This window comes from Micromonospora sp. 067-2 (assembly GCF_046549295.1).
GTDB lineage: Bacteria > Actinomycetota > Actinomycetes > Mycobacteriales > Micromonosporaceae > Micromonospora.
In genome coordinates this window covers 130,637-146,664 of record NZ_JAJPWB010000002.1, presented here as the reverse complement: position 1 = coordinate 146,664, position 16,028 = coordinate 130,637, and the positions used below count along the sequence as shown (strand labels likewise).

The 16,028-nt window shown below is 71.2% G+C and carries 14 protein-coding genes; 8 read left to right on the top strand and 6 right to left on the bottom strand.

All coding sequences use genetic code 11. The features are described from left to right. Positions 1–5 precede the first annotated feature (5 nt). From ACLJN9_RS04250 to ACLJN9_RS04225, 6 genes are all read left to right on the top strand, one after another. Positions 6–1,157, top strand: coding sequence for an ABC transporter ATP-binding protein (locus ACLJN9_RS04250; RefSeq protein ID WP_410809686.1), 1,152 nt, complete (start codon positions 6–8; stop codon positions 1,155–1,157). Further along, complete coding sequence (locus tag ACLJN9_RS04245) at positions 1,154–2,068, top strand: ABC transporter permease (protein ID WP_410809685.1); 915 nt, start codon at positions 1,154–1,156, stop codon at positions 2,066–2,068. Before ACLJN9_RS04250 ends, ACLJN9_RS04245 begins: the two co-directional genes overlap by 4 nt. Next, complete coding sequence (locus ACLJN9_RS04240) at positions 2,069–2,887, top strand: ABC transporter permease (protein ID WP_410809684.1); 819 nt, start codon at positions 2,069–2,071, stop codon at positions 2,885–2,887. After that, complete coding sequence (locus ACLJN9_RS04235) at positions 2,887–4,089, top strand: saccharopine dehydrogenase family protein (RefSeq protein ID WP_410809682.1); 1,203 nt, start codon at positions 2,887–2,889, stop codon at positions 4,087–4,089. Before ACLJN9_RS04240 ends, ACLJN9_RS04235 begins: the two co-directional genes overlap by 1 nt. Next, entirely contained in the window at positions 4,086–5,099 is a 1,014-nt protein-coding gene (speB, locus tag ACLJN9_RS04230; RefSeq protein WP_410809681.1) for an agmatinase, read from the top strand. The genes ACLJN9_RS04235 and speB overlap by 4 nt, the downstream gene beginning before the upstream one ends. 256 nt (positions 5,100–5,355) lie before the next feature. Continuing rightward, positions 5,356–6,102, top strand: a complete 747-nt coding sequence (locus ACLJN9_RS04225) for a G5 domain-containing protein (RefSeq protein WP_410810188.1) — start codon at positions 5,356–5,358, stop codon at positions 6,100–6,102. 235 nt (positions 6,103–6,337) lie between these two features. On the opposite strand, the gene ACLJN9_RS04220 is transcribed toward ACLJN9_RS04225, so the two are convergent. Genes ACLJN9_RS04220 through ACLJN9_RS04210 form a run of 3 tightly spaced genes read right to left on the bottom strand, consistent with a single transcriptional unit; the run spans position 6,338 to position 9,510 of the window. Next, on the bottom strand, positions 6,338–6,682 hold the full coding sequence (locus tag ACLJN9_RS04220; RefSeq protein WP_410809680.1) for a DUF779 domain-containing protein: 345 nt from the start codon (positions 6,680–6,682) through the stop codon (positions 6,338–6,340). Next, complete coding sequence (gene adh, locus ACLJN9_RS04215) at positions 6,682–8,187, bottom strand: aldehyde dehydrogenase (protein ID WP_410809679.1); 1,506 nt, start codon at positions 8,185–8,187, stop codon at positions 6,682–6,684. Before adh ends, ACLJN9_RS04220 begins: the two co-directional genes overlap by 1 nt. Positions 8,188–8,226: 39 nt before the next feature. After that, positions 8,227–9,510 carry a GAF domain-containing protein gene (locus ACLJN9_RS04210; RefSeq protein ID WP_410809678.1) on the bottom strand — a complete coding sequence of 428 codons (1,284 nt, stop codon included), beginning with the start codon at positions 9,508–9,510 and terminating at the stop codon, positions 8,227–8,229. A 144-nt stretch (positions 9,511–9,654) separates the two neighbouring features. On the opposite strand from ACLJN9_RS04210, the gene ACLJN9_RS04205 reads away from it, so the two are divergent. Beyond that, positions 9,655–10,332, top strand: a complete 678-nt coding sequence (locus ACLJN9_RS04205) for a hypothetical protein (protein WP_410809677.1) — start codon at positions 9,655–9,657, stop codon at positions 10,330–10,332. A gap of 34 nt (positions 10,333–10,366) precedes the next feature. On the opposite strand, the gene gabT is transcribed toward ACLJN9_RS04205, so the two are convergent. After that, a complete protein-coding gene (gene gabT / locus ACLJN9_RS04200) occupies positions 10,367–11,638 on the bottom strand; it encodes a 4-aminobutyrate--2-oxoglutarate transaminase (RefSeq protein WP_410809676.1) in 1,272 nt (423 codons plus the stop codon). Between the two features lie 3 nt (positions 11,639–11,641). After that, positions 11,642–13,078: a gamma-aminobutyraldehyde dehydrogenase gene (locus ACLJN9_RS04195; RefSeq protein WP_410809675.1), complete on the bottom strand. Its 1,437-nt coding sequence runs from the start codon at positions 13,076–13,078 to the stop codon at positions 11,642–11,644. A 144-nt stretch (positions 13,079–13,222) separates the two neighbouring features. Here ACLJN9_RS04195 and ACLJN9_RS04190 point away from each other — a divergent pair, with 144 nt between their 5' ends. Then, complete coding sequence (locus ACLJN9_RS04190) at positions 13,223–14,662, top strand: aldehyde dehydrogenase family protein (RefSeq protein ID WP_410809674.1); 1,440 nt, start codon at positions 13,223–13,225, stop codon at positions 14,660–14,662. A gap of 62 nt (positions 14,663–14,724) precedes the next feature. Here the strand turns inward: ACLJN9_RS04190 and ACLJN9_RS04185 are convergent, their stop codons facing one another. Beyond that, on the bottom strand, positions 14,725–15,966 hold the full coding sequence (locus ACLJN9_RS04185; RefSeq protein ID WP_410809673.1) for an SUKH-3 domain-containing protein: 1,242 nt from the start codon (positions 15,964–15,966) through the stop codon (positions 14,725–14,727). Positions 15,967–16,028: the final 62 nt, after the last annotated feature.

The window sequence follows — 16,028 nt, the reverse complement described above, 5'->3', positions numbered from 1 at the left end:
CGGCGATGGCGCGCGAGACACCCGCCGGCGATCTGCGCCTGGCCAACATCACCAAGCGGTTCGGCATCTTCACCGCCGTCGACGACCTCAGCCTGACCATTGCGCAGGGCTCGTTCTTCGCCCTGCTCGGCGCGTCCGGCTGCGGCAAGACCACCACACTGCGGATGATCGCGGGTCTGGAGGAGCCCACCAGCGGTCAGGTGCTGCTCGGCGACCGGGACATCACCCGGCTGCGGCCGTACAAGCGCCCGGTCAACACCGTCTTCCAGAGCTACGCGCTCTTCCCGCACCTGAACATCTTCGAGAACGTGGCCTTCGGGCTGCGTCGTCGTGGCATCCGGTCAGTCGAGGACCAGGTCCGGCGAATGCTGTCGCTGGTACAGCTCGCCGACTTCGGCAACCGCCGGCCAGCCCAGCTCTCCGGCGGCCAGCAGCAACGGGTCGCGCTGGCCCGCGCGCTGATCAACGAGCCGCAGGTGCTGCTGCTCGACGAGCCGCTGGGCGCACTCGACCTGAAGCTGCGCCGGCAGATGCAGATCGAGCTGAAGCGGATCCAGACCGAGGTCGGCATCACCTTCGTGCACGTCACGCACGACCAGGAGGAGGCCATGACCATGGCCGACACCGTGGCGGTGATGAACGCCGGCCGGATCGAGCAGCTCGGCGCGCCGGCCGAACTCTACGAGTTCCCGACCACCGCGTTCGTGGCGAACTTCCTCGGCCAGTCCAATCTGCTCGCTGGCGAGGCCGACGGCAGCGGCGGCGGCGAGGTCGCCGTGACGGCGCACGGCGCGCGCTTCTCGGTCCCCGTCGGCCGCTCCCGGGCCGACCGGGGTCCGGTCCACCTGGGGGTACGCCCGGAGAAACTCCATCTGGTCGGCTCGGCCGACCAGGTGCCCGCGGGGCACCAGCACGTCACCGGACTGGTCACCGACGCCTCCTACGTGGGAGTCAGCACGCAGTACCTGCTGCGTACCGGCTGGGGCACCGAACTGTCGGTCTTCGCGGCCAACAGCGGAGCGACGACGCAGATCCCGGTCGGCAGCGAGGCGGTGGCGTACTGGGATCCGCGGCACGCCTTCCTGCTCCACCGGGACGCCGCCGACACGGATCTGACCTCGCCGGTGCTCGACGAGCCGGTGGGAACCTCGTCGTGACCCTCCTGTCCCAGGTGCCCACCGGATCGGGGCAACCGCCACCCGCTCCGTCGGCAGCCCGGTCCGGGCGGTACCGGCTGCTGCCGTACCTGCTCCTGCTGCCCGGTGCGGCCTGGCTGCTGGTGTTCTTCGGCGTGCCGCTGCTGCAGCTCGCCTCGGCCAGCCTGTACGACCCCAGCGGCTCGCTCTCCACCGGATATGCGATGACCTGGGCGTTCGGCAACTACCCGGACGTGCTGCAGGCGTACTGGCCGCAGTTCCTGCGCTCGTTCGGCTACGCCGGTCTGGCCCTGGTGCTGGCGCTGCTGCTGGGCTACCCGCTGGCGTACGCGATCGCGCAGAAGGCCGGCCGCTGGAAGAACCTGCTGCTGGTCTGCGTGGTCGCGCCGATGTTCACCAGCTTCCTCGTCCGCACGTTGGCGTGGAAGACGATCCTGTCGGACAACGGCGCGCTGGTCGGCCTGCTGCGCGACGTGCACCTCCTCGCCCCGGACGGCCGTCTGCTGGCCACTCCGTTCGCGGTGGTGCTCGGACTGACGTACAACTTCCTGCCGTTTCTGGTGCTGCCGCTGTACGCGAGCCTGGAACGGTTGGACTACCGGCTGCTGGAGGCGGCCAGCGACCTCTACGCCAGCGGGGTGCAGGCGTTCCGCCGGGTGACCCTGCCGCTGTCGATGCCCGGCCTGATCGCCGGCACGCTGCTGTTCTTCATTCCGGCCAGCGGCGACTACATCAATGCGGAGCTGCTCGGCACCCCGAACGAATACATGATCGGCAACGTCATCGACTCGGCGTTCCTGGTCCGGTTGGACTACCCGCAGGGTGCCGCGCTGTCGTTCCTGCTGATGGCCGCGATCCTCGCCGTGGTCTTCGGTTACCTGCGCAGGGCCGGCACGGAGGAGGTGCTCTAGATGAGGGTTTCCCGTTGGCTGGCCGACCGCTGGGTGATGATCGTGGCGCTGCTGGTGCTCGGCTACCTGGCGCTGCCGATCCTGGTGGTGGCCGGGCTGTCGTTCAACCGCCCGTCGAGCCGACTGTCGTACGACTTCAACGAGTTCACCCTGGACAACTGGCGGCAGCCGTGCGCCACCTCCGACATGTGCGACGCGGTCGTCCGGAGCGTGCAGATCGGCTTTCTCGCCACCGTGGTCGCCACGGTGCTCGGTACCCTGATGGCGTTCGCCCTGGTCCGGCACCGGTTCCGCGGCCGGTCCGGCATCAACGTGCTGATCTTTCTGCCGATGGCCACCCCGGAGCTGGTGATGGGCACCTCGCTGCTGGCGCTCTTCGTCTCGGCCGGGGTGCCGCAGGGCTTCTGGACCATCGTCATCGCGCACGTGATGTTCTGCGTGTCGTTCGTGGTGGTCACCGTGAAGGCACGGCTGGCCGGAATGGACCGGCGGCTGGAGGAGGCCGCCATGGACCTGTACGCCAGCGAGTGGCAGACCTTCCGGCGGATCACCCTGCCGCTGGTGCTACCCGGCATCGTGGCCGCCGCGTTGTTGGCCTTCTCGTTGAGCTTCGACGACTTCATCATCACGAACTTCAACGCCGGCACCACCGTCACGTTCCCGATGTACGTCTGGGGCGCTGCCCAGCGGGGCATCCCACCGCAGGTCAACGTCATCGGCACCGCGATGTTCGCCATCGCGCTGCTGCTCGTCGGGCTCAGCTCGCTGCGCGGCCGGCGGTCCCGCCGTGCCAACTTCGGTGTGGGGATGGATTCCTGATGCGTGTCCTGCTCGTCGGCGCCGGTGGCGTCGGCTCCGCCGCCGTCGCCATCGCCGCCCGGCGTTCCTTCTTCGAGACCATGGTGGTCGCCGACCACGACCCGGCACGGTCCGAGCGCGCGGTCGCCGGCCACGGTGACCGCTTCGTCGCCGCCCGGGTGGACGCCTCGACGGCCGACGCGGTCGCCGCGCTGTGCCGGGAACACCGGATCACCCACGTGCTCAACGCCGTCGATCCCCGCTTCGTTCTGCCGATCTTCGAGGGCGCGTTAGCCGCCGGTGCGGACTACCTCGACATGGCGATGTCGCTGTCCCACCCGCATCCGTCCCGTCCGTACGCCGAGACCGGGGTGAAGCTCGGCGACCACCAGTTCGCCCGGTCCGACGCGTGGTCGTCGGCCGGTCGGTTGGCGCTGTGCGGCATCGGCGTCGAACCGGGCCTGTCCGACGTGTTCGCCCGGTACGCCGCCGACGAGCTGTTCGGCGAGATAAACGAGATCGGCGTGCGGGACGGCGCGAACCTCACCGTCGACGGCTACGACTTCGCGCCCTCGTTCTCCATCTGGACCACGATCGAGGAGTGCCTCAACCCGCCGGTGGTCTGGGAGGCCGACCGTGGTTGGTACACCACCGAGCCGTTCAGTGAGCCGGAGGTCTTCCACTTTCCGGAGGGCATCGGGCCGGTCGAGTGCGTGAACGTCGAGCACGAGGAGGTGCTGCTCATCCCGCGTTGGGTCCGTGCCCGGCGGGTCACCTTCAAGTACGGCCTCGGCGACGAGTTCATCGAGGTGCTCAAGACGCTGCACAAGCTCGGCCTGGACGCCGTCACGCCGGTCCGGGTGCGCGGCGTCGAGGTGTCGCCCCGCGATGTTGTCGCGGCCTGTCTGCCCGACCCGGCGACCCTCGGTGACCGGATGCGCGGCAAGACCTGCGCCGGCACGTACGTGACCGGCCTCGACAAGGGCGGTGGATCCCGCCGCGTGTACCTGTACCACGTGGTCGACAACGAGTGGTCGATGCGGGAGTACGGCCACCAGGCGGTGGTCTGGCAGACCGCGGTCAACCCGGTGGTGGCGCTGGAACTGCTCGCCACCGGCGCCTGGTCCGGCGTCGGGGTGCTCGGCCCGGAGGCGCTGCCCCCGGTACCCTTCCTCGACCTGCTCGGCGACTACGGATCACCGTGGGGTATGGAGGAGCGATGAGCCGCTACGGCACCATGTACGGCCCGGACATCACCTTCCTCGGGGTGGACCGGTGCACGCTCGACGACCCGGGGTCGTACGCCGACGCCGACATCGTGATCATCGGGGCGCCGTTCGACGGCGGCACCTCGCACCGGCCCGGCACCCGGTTCGGGCCGTCGGCGATCCGCCAGGCCTGCTACCTGGCCCAGGACGGCTCCCGCCCGTCGCTCGCGCTGCGCGTCGACGCACTCCGCGACCTGCGGGTGTACGACGCCGGCGACGTCGAGATGTTCTCCGGCGACATCGAGAAGTCGCTGGCCGCCCTGGAAGCAGCGGTCTACGCCGCGTCGTCCGCCGGCGCCATCCCCGTGGTGCTCGGCGGCGACCACTCCATAGCGCTGCCCGACGCCACCGGCGTGGCACGACAGCACGGGCACGGCCGGGTGTCGCTTGTGCACTTCGACGCGCACGCCGACACCGGCGAGGTCGAGTTCGGCTCGTTGCAGGGGCACGGCCAGCCGATGCGGCGCCTCATCGAGTCCGGCGCGGTACGCGGGGACAGGTTCCTCCAGATCGGGCTGCGTGGCTACTGGCCGGGCCCGGACATCCTGTCGTGGATGGCCGAGCAGCGGATGCGGTCGTACGAGATGACAGAGCTGGTGTCCCGTGGTCTGGACGAGTGCCTCACCGAGGCGTTCACGATCGCCGTCGACGAGTGCGAGGGGGTGTTCCTCTCGGTCGACGTGGACGTCGTCGACCCCGGAATGGCGCCCGGCACCGGCACCCCCGAGCCGGGTGGCCTGACCTCCCGGCAACTGCTCGACGCCGTACGCCGCGTCTGTTACGAGCTGCCCGTGGTCGGGGTGGACGTGGTCGAGGTCGCCCCGCCGTACGACCACGCCGACATCACCGCGTACCTGGGAAACCGCGTTGTCCTGGAGGCGCTGTCCGCGATCGCCCGACGTCGCCGCGACGCCGACGGCGGTCCGTCATGGGACCCCCGCCAACCCCTCCTCGACGCCCGCTGACCTGCGCGGTGACGCGAACCCGACAGCGTGTCGAGTCGTTCTCGCACACTGCGGTCCGTTCGCGGATGCAAGGCCGTTTGGTGACGTTCTGCGGCTTTGATGCGCTGGCCGGCCCCACGATCAGCCCCACCCGATCGGACCGTGTAGTTGCTGGCCGCCCGACCAAAGATCACGAGTGTGCGGCGAACGGCGCAGGTCACGAGCGCGACGGTTGATATTGCACGGAGTGTTTGCGACGACACTCATCGACGTGACGATGCATCCACCACCCGCGCCCCCACCGCCCGCCGCGCCCAACTGGTTCCGCCGAGCCAGCCCGGCCCGCCGGGTCGCGATGATTCTCGGCTCGGTGACCCTGTCGGTCCTGCTGCTCTGCTGCGCCGGCAGTGCGATCATCGGTGCCCTGGTCGGCGAGCCGGAGCCGGCCCGGACCGGCACCGCGGCCGAGCAGGCGCAGCAGCCCATCGCGGCGGCGCCCATCCAACCGTCCGAGGAGGTTCCGCCGCAGGCCGCGTCGCCGGTCGCCGAAGAACCCTCCTCCACGCCATCGCCGACCTCCTCGCTGTCGCCGACGCCGTCAAGGGCGGCGCCGTCGCCCGTGGTGCGGGTGACCACCGAGACGGAGCGGGCCGTTGTCCGCTACGGCGAGCGGACCGTCAAGGACTCGTCCCTGGCCGAGGGCAAGCGGGTCGTCCGGAAAAGGGGCGTCAACGGTGTGCAGACGCTGACGTACGAGGTGACCACCACCGACGGGGTGCGGACGGCCAGGAAGCTCGTCAAGTCCTCCGTGACGAAACAGCCGGTGACCCAGGTCGTCGCCGTCGGCACCAGGAAGCAGTCGTCGTGCGACCCGAACTACAGCGGCTGCGTCCCGATCGCCAGCGACGTCGACTGCGCGGGCGGCAGCGGTAACGGCCCCGCCTACGTCAGTGGACCCATCAGGGTGATCGGCAGCGACATCTACGACCTGGACCGCGACGGCGACGGGACGGCCTGCGACTGACATCGCGTCTTGCATCGGGAACGCCGAGTCGCCACCGTTCGGGAGCGGATCCACTTTTGAGCGTGATGCCTCTGAGGCATAAAAATGCCTCAGAGGCATCACGCTCTCCGGCGCGGGTGGCGCGTGGCGTCTGGCGCGGGTGGCGCGTGGCGTCTGGCGTGGGTGGCGTCTGGCGTGGGTGCCGTCCGTCGCCGTCGCGCCGCATGCCGTCGCGCCGCCGCACATGCGGTCGGTGTCAGGCGGCGAGGCGGGAGCGGATGAGGAAGCGCAGGCCGTCGGGGGCTTCCAGGGAGAAGCCGCTACCTCGACCCGGCACCACGTCGACGGTCAACCGGGTGTGCTTCCACAGCTCCCACTGGGATTTCGACATCCAGAACTCGACCGGCTCGGGCACCTCGTCGATCGCGAGCGAGGCGAGCAGGATGTCCGACGAGCCGGTGCGGAACTCGCCCGCCGGGTAGCACATCGGGGCGCTGCCGTCGCAGCAGCCGCCGGACTGGTGGAACATCAACGGCCCGTGCCGCCCCCGCAGCGACCGGAGCAACTCTGCCGCTGCGGGGGTGACGGAGACGACGGTCATCAGAAGAAGCCGAGCTTCTTGGTGGAGTAGCTGACCAGCAGGTTCTTGGTCTGCTGGTAGTGCTCCAGCATCATCTTGTGGTTCTCCCGGCCGATGCCGGACTGCTTGTACCCGCCGAACGCGGCGTGCGCCGGGTACGCGTGGTAGCAGTTGGTCCACACCCGCCCGGCCTGGATTGCCCGGCCGGCCCGGTACGCGGTGTTCATGTCCCGGGTCCACACGCCCGCGCCCAACCCGTACAGGGTGTCGTTGGCGGTCTTGACGGCGTCGTCGAGGTCGGCGAAGGACGTCACCGAGACCACCGGCCCGAAGATCTCCTCCTGGAAGATCCGCATCGAGTTGTCGCCCTCGAAGATGGTCGGCTCAACGTAGTACCCGCCGGACAGGTCACCACCCAGGTCTGCTCGGGAGCCACCGGTCAGCACCTTCGCGCCCTCCTGCCGACCGATGTCCAGGTAGGACAGGATCTTCTCCAACTGGTCGTTGGAGGCCTGCGCCCCGATCATCGTGTCGGTGTCCAACGGGTGTCCCTGCACGATCTGCTGCGTGCGGGAGACCGCCGCGGCGAGGAAGTCGCTGTAGTGGCCCTGCTGGATCAACGCCCGCGACGGGCAGGTGCAGACCTCGCCCTGGTTGAGGGCGAACATGGTGAAGCCTTCCAGCGCCTTGTCGAGGAAGTCGTCGGATGCGGCGCTGACGTCGTCGAAGAAGATGTTCGGGCTCTTGCCGCCCAGCTCCAGCGTGACTGGTTTGATGTTCTCGCTGGCGTACTGCATGATCAGCCGCCCGGTGGTGGTCTCGCCGGTGAACGCGACCTTGGCCACCCGGGACGAGGACGCCAGTGGCTTGCCGGCCTCCACGCCGAAGCCGTTGACGATGTTGAGCACACCCGGCGGGAGCAGGTCCGCCACCAGCGACAGCCAGTAGTGGATGGACGCCGGGGTCTGCTCGGCGGGCTTGAGCACGACCGTGTTGCCGGCGGCCAGGGCGGGCGCCAGCTTCCAGGTGGCCATCAGGATCGGGAAGTTCCACGGAATGATCTGCCCGACCACGCCGAGCGGCTCGTGGAAGTGGTACGCCACGGTGTCGTCGTCGATCTCGCCGAGCGAGCCTTCCTGGGCGCGGATCGCTCCGGCGAAGTACCGGAAGTGGTCGATCGCGAGCGGAATGTCGGCCGCCAGGGTTTCCCGGATCGGCTTGCCGTTCTCCCAGCTCTCGGCGATCGCGAGGGACTCCAGGCTGTCCTGCATGCGGTCGGCGATCCGGTTGAGGATCAGCGCCCGCTCCGCCACCGAGGTGCGCCCCCAGGCGTCCGCGGCGCCGTGCGCGGCGTCCAGGGCCTTCTCCACGTCGGGTGCGGTGCCGCGGGCGACCTCGGTGAAGGTCTGCCCGGTGACCGGGGTGGGGTTCTCGAAGTAGGCGCCGCCGTGCGGCTTGACGTACTCGCCGCCGATGTAGTGGTCGTAACGGGACTGCCAGTGGGTGGGCGCGTCGTAGCGCGTCATGGTGACCTCCGCCGTCGATGGGGGATGACGGCGGAAAGGCTAGTTACGCGGACGTTGCAGAAAGGTTGCGTGCTCCAACGCGTACTCCCCGGCGAGCTGGTCGATGCGGTCGAGGGCGAGTGGCCGACGTGGCGCGCCCGCCGGTAGTGCCCGCGCCAGGGTCTGCCACGCGGTCAGGTCGTCGGTGCCGGCGGGCGTCGCGGTCCAGGCCGCGAGCAGCGCCGGGTCCCCGGCGGCCAGCACGGCCGCGCGGACCTGCCCGTCGATCAGCCGGCGCAGTCGCGTCACTCCTGGCGCGTCGGAGCCGGGCAGCAACGGCCCGGGGTACGCGTCGAGCGCGCCCGCCGGATCGCCCTGGTCCAGCCGTTCGGCGACGGTGGTGAAGTCGGCGCGGACGGTGCCGCGCAGACGGTACGGGCGGGAGTCGAGCAACTCGGGGCCGAGCACCCGGCGCAGCCGGGACAGCTCGGCGCGCAGGGTAACCGGGTGCAGTCGGTCGTCGCCGTACAGGTCGAGGCCGAGCTGCTCACCGGTGCGGCCCTCGGGGTGGTGCAGCAGCAGCACCAACAGCTCGCTGTGCCGTCGGCCGAGCCGGATGCGCCGCCCGTCGAGTCGCAGCTCCGCCTCGTCCCGGCCGAGCGCCGTCACGACGGCGACGCCCGGCTCGACCGACCGGCCGGCGGCGAGTTGCGCCTCGGCGGCCCGGGCGGTGGCCCGGACCAACGCCAGGCTGTGCGGGTTGGCGAGGTGGTCGCCGCCGGTGATGTCGACCGCTCCGAGCAGCCGCCCGGTGACCGGGTCGTGGATCGGGGCGGCCGCGCAGGTCCAGCGTTGCACCGGCCGGCTGAAGTGTTCGGTGGCGAAGATCTGCACGCAGTGGTCGACGGCCAGCGCGGTGCCGGGGGCGTTGGTGCCGGCGTGCGTCTCGTCCCAGCGGGCGCCGGGCACGAAGTTCATCCGCTCGGCGTGCCGGAGCACCCCCGGGTGTCCCTCCACCCAGAGCAGCCGCCCGTACGCGTCGCAGACCGCCATCAGGTGCGCGCCGTCCTGGGCGATGCCGCCGAGCAGGTCTCGGAACAGCGGCAGCACCCGGGCCAGTGGATGGGCGGCCCGATAGGTTGCCAGCGCGTCGTCGACCAGATCGACCGGCGGGGTGGCCTCCGGGTCGAGCCGCGCGGAGCGTTCCCACGAGCGGCGTACCACCTCCCGCACCCGGTGGGGCGCGCTGCCGGCGGTGAGGAAGGCCTCGTGGGCGGCGCCGACCTGCGCGATCCGCTCCGCCGGATCGACGCCGAATTCCAGGGCGAGCCACGGGTCAGCCATCGGGCGACCTCCTCGGCCCCCATCGTGACGCAGCTCACCCTCGATCGCCAACCATGGGGTCTCGCGGCTTTCGGGGCTGAACGGTACGACGCTGGCGTCCGTACCAGGCGGTGAAGGACACCACCGAGGACGGGAGTGACGGCGATGAGGGTGCAGCGCAGGCACGTGCTGGCGGCGACCGTGGCGGTGCTCGCCGCGGCGGGCGTGGCGGTGGGGACCGGTTTCGGCTTCGCCGGCACCGCTCCGGCGGGCCGGTCCGCCTGCTCGGGCTCGGTCACCTTCTCGGCGGAGGGCGGTGCGCCGGCGGCGACCAGCGACCGTTTCCCGGTGGGCACCCGGCTGCGGGTCACCAACCTGGACAACAACCGGGCGGCCACGGTGACCGTGACCGGCCCGTCGGGTAGCTGTGTGCTGCTCAACGCCGCGGCCATGGAACTGGTCCGGGAACCGGGAAAGAACGTGGTCCGCCGCAACGTGGTGGAACGGCTGGACGGCACCGTCGCGCCACCGGCCGCGCCGCCGGAGGCGGGCACGGTGCGTCCCGGCGTGGCGTCACCCGGCGCACCCGGCCCGGCACCCCGCTCGGCCTGCCAGGGTGCCATCACCTTCTTCGCCGAGGCCGGAGCGCCTGCGGCGACCAGCGGGCAGTTCCCGGTGGGCACCCGGCTGCGGGTCACCAACCTGGACAACAACCGGGTGACCACGGTGACGGTGACCGGCCCGTCGGGCAGTTGCGTGCTGCTCAACGCCGCCGCGATGGACCAGATCCGTGAGCCGGGCAAGAACCTGGTACGCCGCAACACCGTCGAGGTGCTGCGCTGACGCCGGGAGGGGCCCTCGCGGGCCCCTCCACCGCTCAGCCGAAGGCGGCGTCGAGGATGTCGGCGCCCCGGGTGAGGTGCGCGTCGGAGATCACCAGCGGTGGCAGGAAGCGCACCACGTTGCCGTACGTGCCGCAGGTCAGGGTGAGCAGGCCGGCGGCGTGACAGGCCGCCGAGACCGCCGCGGTGCCGACCGGATCGGGAACGAGCGTGCCGGGCTGCACCAGCTCGACGGCCAGCATCGCGCCCCGCCCGCGTACCTCGGCGATCCGGGGATCGCGCTCGGCGATGGCCCGCAACCGGGGGGCCAGCACGGCTTCGATCCGGCGGGCCGCGCCGGCCAGGTCCAGCTCGTGCATGGTCTCGATGGTGGCCAGCGCGGCCGCGCAGGCGATCGGGTTGCCGCCGTAGGTGCCGCCCAACCCGCCGACGTGCACCGCGTCCATCAGCTCGGCCCGCCCGGTCACCGCCGCCAGCGGCAGACCGCCGGCGATGCCCTTGGCCAGGGTGATCAGGTCGGGCTCGACGCCCTCGTGCTGGCAGGCGAACCAGTCCCCGGTGCGGCAGAAGCCGGTCTGGATCTCGTCGGCCACGAGGACCACCCCAGCCGCCGTCGCCCAGGCGCGCAACGCGGGCAGGAAACCCGGCGCGGGTACCACGAATCCGCCCTCGCCCTGGATCGGCTCGATCAGCAGCGCGGCGACGTTCTCCCCGCCGACCTGCTTGTCGATCATCTCGACCGCCCGGGCCGCCGCCTCCGCGCCGGGAAGCCCGCCGTCGCGCAGCGGGTACGACATCGGCACCCGGTAGATCTCCCCGGCGAACGGCCCGAACCGGTGCTTGTACGGCATGTTCTTCGCGGTCAACGCCATGGTCAGGTTGGTCCGGCCGTGGTACGCGTGGTCGAAGACCACCACCGCCGGGCGCCCGGTCGCGTGCCGGGCGATCTTCACGGCGTTCTCCACCGCCTCGGCACCGGAGTTGAACAGCGCCGAGCGCTTACCGAACCCGCCCGGTGTCAGCGTGTTGAGCTGCTCGCACACCGCCACGTACGACTCGTACGGCGCGACCATGAAGCAGGTGTGGGTGAACCGTTGCACCTGCGCGCGTACCGCCTCGACCACCTTCGGTGCGGAGTTGCCGACGCTGGTCACCGCGATGCCGGCGGCGAAGTCGAGCCACTCCCGGCCGTCGACGTCGGTGATCGTGCCGCCACCGGCGCTGTCCACGTAGGAGCTGACGACACTTCCGACGCCCCGGGCGACCGCGGTGCCGCGCCGCTTGTGCAGTTCCTCCGACGACGACACGGGTCAGGCCCCGATGTTGTGCATGACGTGCTTGATCCGGGTGTAGTCCTCCAGGCTGTAGACCGACAGGTCCTTGCCGTGCCCGGAGTGCTTGAAGCCGCCGTGCGGCATCTCGGAGACGAACGGGATGTGCGTGTTCACCCAGACGCAGCCGAAGTCCAGCCGTCGGGTCATCCGCATCGCCCGCCCGTGGTCGGAGGTCCAGACCGACGCCGACAGGCCGTAGTCGACGCCGTTGGCCCAGCGCACCGCCTCGTCCTCGTCAGAGAAGCGCTGCACGGTGATGACCGGCCCGAACACCTCGTCCTGGACGATCTCGTCGGCCTGGCGAAGCCCGGAGACCACGGTCGGCGCGTAGAAGTAGCCGCGCTCGCCCTGCCGGGACCCGCCGCTCTGGATCGCCGCGTGGTCGGGCAGCCGGTCGACGAAGCCGCTGACCCGGGCCAACTGGTTGGCGTTGTTGAGCGGGCCGTAGAGCACGTCGGCGTCGTCCGGAGCGCCGGTCTTCGTGCTGCGGGCCTGCTCGGCGAGCGCCGCCACGAAGTCGTCGTGGATGCCCGGGCCGGCCAGCACGCGGGTCGCCGCCGTGCAGTCCTGCCCCGCGTTGAAGTAGCCGCCCACCGCGATCGCCTCGGCCGCCGCCGCCACGTCCGCGTCATCGAAGATCACCACCGGGGCCTTGCCGCCCAGCTCCAGGTGGGTCCGCTTCAGGCCGGGAGCCGCCGCGGCGGCGACCTCCATGCCCGCCCGGGTCGAGCCGGTTATCGACACCAGCTGCGGGGTCGGGTGCGAGACGAGCGCACGACCGGTGTCCCGGTCGCCGCAGACCACGTTGAACACACCCGGCGGAAAGAACTCGGCGGCGATCTCGGCGAGCAGCAGCGTCGACACCGGCGTGGTGTCCGACGGCTTGAGCACCACCGTGTTGCCGGCGGCGAGCGCCGGGGCGATCTTCCAGACGGCCATCATGAGCGGGTAGTTCCACGGCGTGACCTGGGCGCAGACCCCGATCGGCTCACGCCGCACGTACGAGGTGTGCCCGGCCAGGTACTCCCCGGCGGACCGCCCCTCCAGCAGCCGGGCGGCACCGGCGAAGAAGCGGAACTGGTCCACCGCTGGCGGCAGCTCCTCATCGGCGGTGAGCTGACGCGGCTTGCCGGTGTTGCGGACCTCGGCGTCGACCAGCTCGGCCGCCCGGGCCTCCACCGCGTCGGCGAGCTTGAGCATCGCGCGCTGCCGCTCGGCCGGCGTGACCTCCCGCCAGCTCTCGAACGCGGTCGCGGCGGCCGTCATCGCCGCGTCCACGTCGGCGGCGCCGGAGACCGGGGCCTGGGCGAACACCTCGCCCGTGCAGGGGTCGATGAGGTCGGCGTAACCGCCGTCGGCCGGGTCGACGTAGGAGCCGTTGACGAAGTTGCGCAGCTGCTGCTGGTCACTCATGGCGGGATCTCTCCGAGGGGGGCCGGGGGGTGCGTTCTGCGGCGGTTATCGCAATCTTCCTGCCATCTTGGCTACTGAATTCGCGGCAGACAAGGGCTATGGCGACTGTTTCCGTGGGGTCCATCCTCGTCTACGCTGCTCGGCGTGGATCCCACCGCCTTCTTCGTCGCCTCCCGCCCCGCCACCGGTGAGGGGGAGCTGACCGTCCACCACCCGTACGACGGTCGCCCGGTGGGGCGTACCACGCTCGCCACGGCCGACCAGGTCGAAGCCGCTGTCGCCGCCGCGGCCGGGGTGGCCGCGCAGGCCGCGGCTCTGCCCGCGCACGCCCGCGCGGCGGCCCTGGACCACGTGTCCCGGCGGCTCGCCGAACGCGCCGAGGAGATCGCGGCACTGATCACCGCCGAGAACGGCAAGCCCGTGAAGTGGGCGCGGGCGGAGGTCGGGCGGGCAGTGTCCACCTTCCGGTGGGCCGCCGAGGAGGCCCGACGCTTCTCCGGGGAACTGCAACGACTCGACACCGACCCGGCAGCCGACGGCCGGATCGCGCTGGTCCGGCGGGTGCCGAAGGGACCGGTGCTGGGCATCTCCCCGTTCAATTTTCCGCTCAACCTGGTCGCGCACAAGGTGGCACCGGCCGTCGCCGTCGGCGCGCCCATCATCGTCAAGCCGGCCCCGGCGACCCCGCTGTCGGCGCTGCTGCTCGGCGAGTTGCTGGCCGAGACCGAACTGCCGGCCGGGATGTTCTCGATCCTGCCGCTGCCCAACTCCCGCGCCGCCGAGCTTGTCACCGACCCCCGACTGCCGGTGGTGTCGTTCACCGGGTCCGGGCCGGTGGGCGCGGCCATCCGCCGGCAGGTGCCGGAGAAACACGTGACGCTGGAGCTGGGTGGCAACGCGGCGGCGGTGATCTGCGCCGACTGGACTTCCGACGAGGACCTGGGCTTCGCCGCGCAGCGCATCGCCACCTTCGCCAACTACCAGGCCGGCCAGTCGTGCATCGCCGTCCAGCGGGTGTACGTGCACCACACGCTCAAGTCCGACTTCCTGCCCCGCCTGGTGGCGGCGGTGCGCGCGCTGCGCACCGGGGACCCCGCCTCCGAGCTGACGGACGTGGGGCCGATGGTCTCCGAGGACGCGGCCCGCCGGGTCGAGACGTGGGTGGCCGAAGCGGTCGCGGCCGGCGCCACCGTCGAGGTGGGCGGCGCCCGCGACGGCGCCACCCACCCCCCGACCGTGCTGACCGGCGTGCCGACGGACGCCAAGGTCGTGGCCGAAGAGGTGTTCGGGCCGGTGCTGGTGGTCGCCCCGGTCACCGACGACCAGGCCGCGTTCACCGCGGTCAACGTTTCGGCGTACGGATTGCAGGCGGGCGTGTTCACCCGACGCCTCGACGTGGCCTTCGCCGCCGCGCGGTCCCTACAGGTGGGCGGGGTGATCGTCGGCGACGTGCCGTCCTACCGGGCCGACCAGATGCCGTACGGCGGGGTCAAGGGCAGCGGCGTCGGCCGGGAGGGGCTGCGCAGCGCCATGGACGACTACACCGAGCCTCGGGTCATGGTGCTGACCGGGCTCGCGCTGTAGGGGGTCTCGCGCTGCGCTTCAGACGGTTGCGCGCTGCGCTCCAGTCGGTCTCGCGCTGTGCCCTAGGTGGTCTGCCAGGTGCCGTCGTCGCCGACCCGGGCGGGTGCACGGCCGAGCAGCAGCGTGGTCAGCGCGGCGTCGATGGTGTCGCCGAGGAACCATTCGCCGGCCTGATCGAGCGCGAAGATCCGGCCGCGTTCGTCCACGGCCAGGATGCTGTGCTGCTGCTCGCTGCCGATCGGAAAGAGCCGCACGCCCAGCACCGCGCCGAAATCCGCGAGAGTGTCGGCGGTGTGCGCCATCGTGTGCGGGCGGATGTCGAAACGGGAGATCCACACCTGCTCACCCGGGCCGCGCCGCGCGCCGACCAGGCTGGGGAACGCGGTAAGCGTCTCCATGACGGCGGGAAAGACCGCGTGCCGGTGAACCCTCCCGGGCACGGCGGTCACGTCCCGGACGGCCGCGGCGGCCATGATCTGGTCCCCGATGTGCGGTCGCCACCCGGCGGCGACCAGCGCGTTGGCGACGTCCGGTGGGAAACGGCCAGGATCGGGATCGGGCTCCGAGTCTGGTTGCCAGGGTTGCGAGAACGCCCGGGCCGACAACTCCAACACGTTGGCGTGCACCAGGAAGTTGATGCACGAATCGCAAGGGCGGTCGGCCGGACCCCCAGCCGGGTCACCGGGCTCACGAACCCGGAAGGTCTCGAACCGGGCGTCCTCCAGCAGCGTCGCGGCCTCGGCCGGACCAATCGGGGCGATGCCCTCGGCGGCCCGCCGGTGGTCGTACTCGTGCAGCACGTCGGAGACGACGATCAGCTCCGCGTGCCCTTCACCGCCGCGGACCAGCGAGCCCGCCGGCAACCTGTCGAGGTACGCCTGGACCAGCCGGTGATGGCGAAGCGGAACCTCCCCCTTCGTGCCCTGGGCGGTCCAGATCCGCCCCTGAACGGTCAGGTGGGCGACGGTGTCCGGGGTGGGCAGCCGGTGGATCTCCCGCAACAGCAGACTCTCCGGCTCGACTGTTCGGGGCGCCGCGGGCCCTTCCGGCCGGCTCCGCCGGTACAGCTCCGCCACCACCTCCGTCGGCACTCGCGGCCAGGTGGTCACTGCGCCGGTCGCCTTGTCGACCACGGTGCTTGGCAGGTCACCGGGCAGCGCCCGCTCCCGAACGGGCACAGCGGACACGATGACGTACCCGAGGTCGAATTCGTCGATCACCGGAGTGCACTCATAGCCGAGTCGCTGTGAGTCTCGGCGTGCCCAGGTGGCCGCGAGCTGCTCGGCCTGTTGACGGTCGATCACGCACCGAAACTACCGGACTACGCGGATCGGTGGCGGCCGGTATGGTCTGCCCTACCGACGGT